Source organism: Nonomuraea sp. NPDC005650 (assembly GCF_040605375.1).
GTDB lineage: Bacteria > Actinomycetota > Actinomycetes > Streptosporangiales > Streptosporangiaceae > Nonomuraea.
Map to the genome: position 1 here is coordinate 1 of NZ_JBEXCR010000113.1, position 5,242 is coordinate 5,242.

The 5,242-nt window shown below is 68.0% G+C and carries 2 protein-coding genes; both read right to left on the bottom strand.

Annotated features, from left to right (window positions below; all coding sequences use genetic code 11):
* Positions 1-1,571, bottom strand: a 1,571-nt coding sequence (locus ABZS69_RS66765; protein ID WP_355395522.1) for a condensation domain-containing protein, incomplete at its 3' end; no start/stop codon positions are given.
* Positions 1,568-5,242, bottom strand: a 3,675-nt coding sequence (locus ABZS69_RS66770) for an amino acid adenylation domain-containing protein (protein ID WP_355395523.1), incomplete at its 5' end; no start/stop codon positions are given. The genes ABZS69_RS66770 and ABZS69_RS66765, both read right to left, overlap by 4 nt.

The following is a 5,242-nucleotide window of genomic DNA, read 5'->3' on the forward strand; positions in this document are numbered from 1 at the left end:
CCCCCCACCTCAGGCAGCACCACCCCAGTCGCGTTCACACCCTCCAGCACCCGCCGCTCAGCCGCCGTCAAAACAGGCAACGCCGACAACCGCAGATCAGGATCAGCGGCAACCGCATCCAGCAGCACCCGAAGGTGGCCGACCAACCGCTCGATCGTCGACCGGTCGTACAGGGCCGTGCTGTACTGCACCGAACCGGCCAGATCCCGGTCACCGGCGCCGACCATGCTCAAAACCAGATCGAACTTGACCGCGACCTGCTCAAGCGCGGCGTTCTCGGAAATCTGGACGCCGTCGAATTCAGCGGTGTAATTGAACAGCGTCTCGAAAAGCGGCGTCCGCGAACGGTCACGATCGACACCGAGTTCATCGACGAGCTGCTCAAAGGGCAGGTCCTGATGGGTGAACGCATTGAGCGCGGTAGTCCGTACCCTGGCGAGAAGTTCAGTAAAGGTGGGGTCGCCGGACAGGTCGGTACGCAGCACCAGCGTGTTGACGAAGAACCCGATCAGATCCTCGGCATCGGCCTGATTCCGGTTGGCCACCGGCGTACCGACCAGCACATCATTCTGGGCGCTGTATTTACCGAGCAGCGCGCTGAACGCCGCGAACAGCGTCATGAACATGGTGCCGCCGCTCTGACGCGTCAGCTCCTGCAGCCGGCGAGCGGTCTCAGCCTCGATACGGAAACTGATGCCGGCGCCGGCCGTGGCACGAACAGGCGGCCGGGGCCGGTCGGTGGGCAGCTCCATGACAGGCGGATGGGCCAGCTGCTCACGCCAGTAAGTGAGCTGCTCGTTCAGAACCTGGCCGGTGAGCCAGCCGCGCTGCCACACGGCGAAATCGGCGTACTGCACGGTCAGCGGCTTGAGCGGCGACGTGCGTCCGGCGCGGAAGGCCCCGTACAGCGCCATGAGCTCTTGCTGGAAGATCTTCGCCGACCACTCGTCGCAGATGACGTGGTGCATGCACAGGGCGAGGATGTGCAGGTCGTCGGCGAGGCGGATCAGCTTGCCGCGCAGCAGCGGACCGGCGGCCAGGTCGAAGGGCGTGGTCGCGTCGGCGGCGATGAGGGCGCGCGCCTCCTGTTCGTCGGCGACCTTGACGACGGGCAGGTCGAAGCCGGTGGGCGGGTCGATGATCTGGTGCGGGACGCCGTCGGCGTCGGCGACCAACCGGGTGCGCAGCACCTCATGACGTTCGATCAGCGCGGTGAGGGCGTCGCACAGCGCGGGCAGATCGAGATCGCCAGGCAGGGGGATCGCGCTGGGCATGTTGTACTCGACCGAACCGGGATCGAGCTGGGCCAGAAACCACAACCGCTGCTGCGCGAACGACAGCGGCAGCGGCCGGTCACGGTCGGCCAGGAGGATGGGCGACTTCCGGTTGGCGCTGGCTTCCCGCTCGCGCAGGAACTCCACCATTTCCTCACGGAACTGGGCGACCTGCTCCCTGAGTTCCGCGGTCAGCGCGTTCTTCGGTGCCAGGAAACGAAGTCGGCCATCGGTGAGATAAACGTGCACGCCTCGAGATGCGAGGTCATTGACGAGCTCCGCAACAGAAGACGTCACTTCGAGACTCCATCCCCATTAGAGTTTTCAGCCTGCGAATCCGTTTCCAGGCTCTGAATGATTTCGTCGTTCGACATCTGCTCGATCTCCGCCCAGATCTGGGTCTCGATGACGCCGGCGAGCCCGCTGATGGTCGGCTGGTCGAAAAGGGCCGCCAGGGCGATGTCGGTGCCGAACACGGAGCGAATGCGGGAGGTGACCTGGGTGGCCAGCAGAGAATGGCCGCCGAGGTCGAAGAAGTTGTCACGGATGCCGACTTGACCGCGGTCGAGGCCGAGCAGCTCACCCCAGATTCCGACGAGAAGCGCTTCCGCCGGTGTCGTCGGCGCCTCGTACACGCTGTCGAGATCAGGACGGACCACATCAGGTACGGGCAGCGCTGCGCGATCGAGTTTCCCGTTGGGAGAGAGCGGGAGCGCGGTCAGCTCGATGAAGGCCGCGGGAATCATGTGCTCGGGCAGCGTGGCGGCCAGGTGCGCGCGAAGGTCGCTGGTGGACGGCATCCCCGTGCCGAGGTCGGCGGGTACGACGTAGGCGATCAGCCGCTGCGCCGAAACCGTCACCCCGGCGGCCGCCACCTCGAGGTGCGCCGTGAGGGCGTGCTCGATCTCGGCCGGTTCGACGCGGTAACCACGTACCTTGACCTGCTGGTCCGTACGACCGAGGAAGGTGAGCTGCCCGTCGGGACGCCGGCGCGCGCGGTCGCCGGTGCGGTACAGGCGGCTGCCGTCGGCGGCGAACGGGTCGGCGACGAAACGCCCGGCGGTCAGCACGGGTTCGTCGCGGTACCCGCGGCTGACGCCGGTCCCGGCGATGTAGAGGTCTCCGGGCACGCCGATGGCGACGGGAACGAGATTTTTGTCCAGTACGTGGATCCGGGTGTTGGCGATCGGCCGCCCGATCGGCAGCGACTCCCTCGTGTCCGGGTCGACCGCCATGGTCGCGCAGACCGTCGTCTCGGTCGGCCCGTACGCGTTGACGAGGCGGCGTCCGACCGCCCAAGCGGACGCCAGCTCGGGCGGGCATGCCTCGCCCCCGACGACCAGAAGCCGCAGGTCAGGCAGCGTGGCCGGATCCATGTGGTGCAGGATGGGCGGAGTGGTCTGCATGATGCTGACGGCACGATCGTGGAGAAGCCGCTGCAGGTCGACCGCGGAGCGCCGGGTGACGGCGTCGGCGATGACGATGTGGGCGCCGCCGGCCAGCGACGCGAAGATCTCGCTCACCGCGACGTCGAAGCTGAAGGACGCCAGTTGGAGGGTGACGTCGGCGGGCGTGACGTCGAGATCGTCACACTGGGCCCGGACCAGGTTGGCCATGTTGCGATGGCTGACCGTGACGCCCTTGGGCCGGCCGGTGGAGCCGGAGGTGTAGATCAGGTACGCGGCCTGGTCCGGGTGGATCGTGACGCCGGGCGGCGTGCCGGGCAGGTGGTCGGGGGTGGTCACGGTGTCGAGCACCAGCGCGGCCCGGCTGTCGCTGATCATGTGGGCGATGCGGTCGTCCGGATAGTCCGGATCGATCGGCAGGTAGGCGCCGCCCGCCTTGAGCACCGCCAGGATCGCGACGATCATGTCGGTGTCGCGCGGCAGGCGCAGGCCCACGACCGTCTCCGCCTGCACGCCGAGATCGTGCAGGTGGTGGGCGAGCCGGTTCGATTGGATCTCGAGCTCGGCGTACGTCAGCGTGCGCGCACCCATGCTGACCGCCGGGGCGTCCGGCTGGGCGGCGGCGACGGCGGTGATCAGCTCGGGGATGGGCTGGTTCGGCACCTCGATGGCGGTGTCGTTCCAGATCGCGAGCCTCGACCGCTCCGCCTCGGTGGGCAGGGTGAAGTCGCTGAGCTGCCGGTCCGGAGCGCCGACGATCGCCGTCAGGAGGCCGATCAGGTGGTCGGCCAGGCGTTCGATCGTGGTGTGGTCGAACAGGGCGGTGCTGTAGCTGAAGACACAGGACAGATCCAGGTCGTCACCGGTGAAAGCGACCGTCAGGTCGAACCTCGCCGCCAGCTCCTCCACTGTGCCTTCTGAAGGCTCGTTGTCCACGAAACGGTCGGCCGCGTAGGTGAACAGGGTCTGGAACAGCGGCGTGCGGGAGCGGTCGCGGTCGATGCCCAGTTCGTCGACGAGTTGCTCGAAGGGCAGGTCCTGGTGGCCGTAGGCGTCCAGCGCGGTGGCGCGGATCTGGCGGAGCAGGTCGGTGAAGGTCGGGTCCCCGGACAGATCGGTACGCAGGACCAGGGTGTTGACGAAGAACCCGATCAAGTTCTCGGTCTCGGCCTGGTTGCGGTTGGCGACCGGCGTGCCGACCAGCAGATCGTCCTGACCGGTGTACTTGCCGAGCAGCACGGTGTAGGCGGCGAGCAGGGTCATGAACATCGTCGTGCCGGTACGGCGGGACAGCTCGTGCAGGCCCTTGGCCACCTCAGAACCGATCTGGAAGGTGGCGGCGGCGCCGCTGGTGTCGCGGACCGGGGGCCGGGGGCGGTCGGTGGGCAGGTCCAGCACCGGCGGCTGGGCGAGCTGCCGCCGCCAATACCCGAGCTGCTCCTCCAGCGTCTGCCCGGTCAGCCAGTTGCGCTGCCACAGGGCGAAGTCGGCGTACTGCACCGTGAGCGGCGCCAGCGGCGACGGCTCCCCCGCCCGGAAGGCCTCGTACAACGCGAGGACCTCCCGGTGGAAGATCTTGGCCGACCACTCATCGAAGACGACGTGGTGCAGGCAGAGCCCCAGCACGTGCCCGCCGTGAGCGACCCGGAACAGCGTGCCACGCAACAGAGGTCCTGTGGCCAGGTCGAACGGATTCGCCGTGCCGGCGGTGATCAGCTCCTGCACTTCCTGCTCGCTCGCCACCTCGATGACGGGCAGGTCGAAATCGGCGGGCGGGTCGATGATCTGGTACGGGATGCCGTCGGCACCGGTCACCAGCCGGGTGCGCAGCACCTCATGCCGCTCCACCAGCGCCGTCAACGCGGCGCGCAGGGCGGGGACGTCGAGGTCGCCAGGCAGCGGAATCGCCGACGGGGTGTTGTATTCGGCCGAGCCGGGGTCGAGCTGGGCCAGGAACCACAGTCGCTGCTGGGCGAACGACAACGGCAACGGCTGGTCACGGTCGGCGGGGACGATCGGCGGCGCGACCGCGGTGATGCCAGTGCTGTCGATGAGAGCGGCCAGACCCTTGATGGTCGGCTGATCGAACAGGGCCCCAAGCGCCAGATCCGTCCCGAACGTGCTACGGATGCGGGTCATGGTCTGGGTGGCCAGCAGGGAGTGCCCGCCCAGATCGAAGAAGTTGTCCCGGACACCCACCTGGTCCACACCGAGGAGGTTGGCCCAGATGCCGGCCAGTAGTTGTTCGGTGGGGGTGGTGGGCGGCTGGTAGCCACCGGCGAGTTCGGGACGGCTGCCGTCCGGGACTGGCAGGGCGGCGCGGTCGATTTTGCCGTTCGGGGACAGCGGGAAAGCGGCGAGTTCGATGAAGATCGACGGGATCATGTAGTCGGGCAGGGCGGTGGCCAGGTAGGTCCGCAGGTCGTCGGTGGCGGGGATGCCGTGGGCGGGATCGGCGGGAACCAGGTAGGCGATGAGCCGCTGGCCGGTACCGGTGTTGCCGCCTTGAGCCCTGTTGCCGGCTCCGTCGCCGTTACCTGTGCCTGTGTCGCCTCCGGTGCC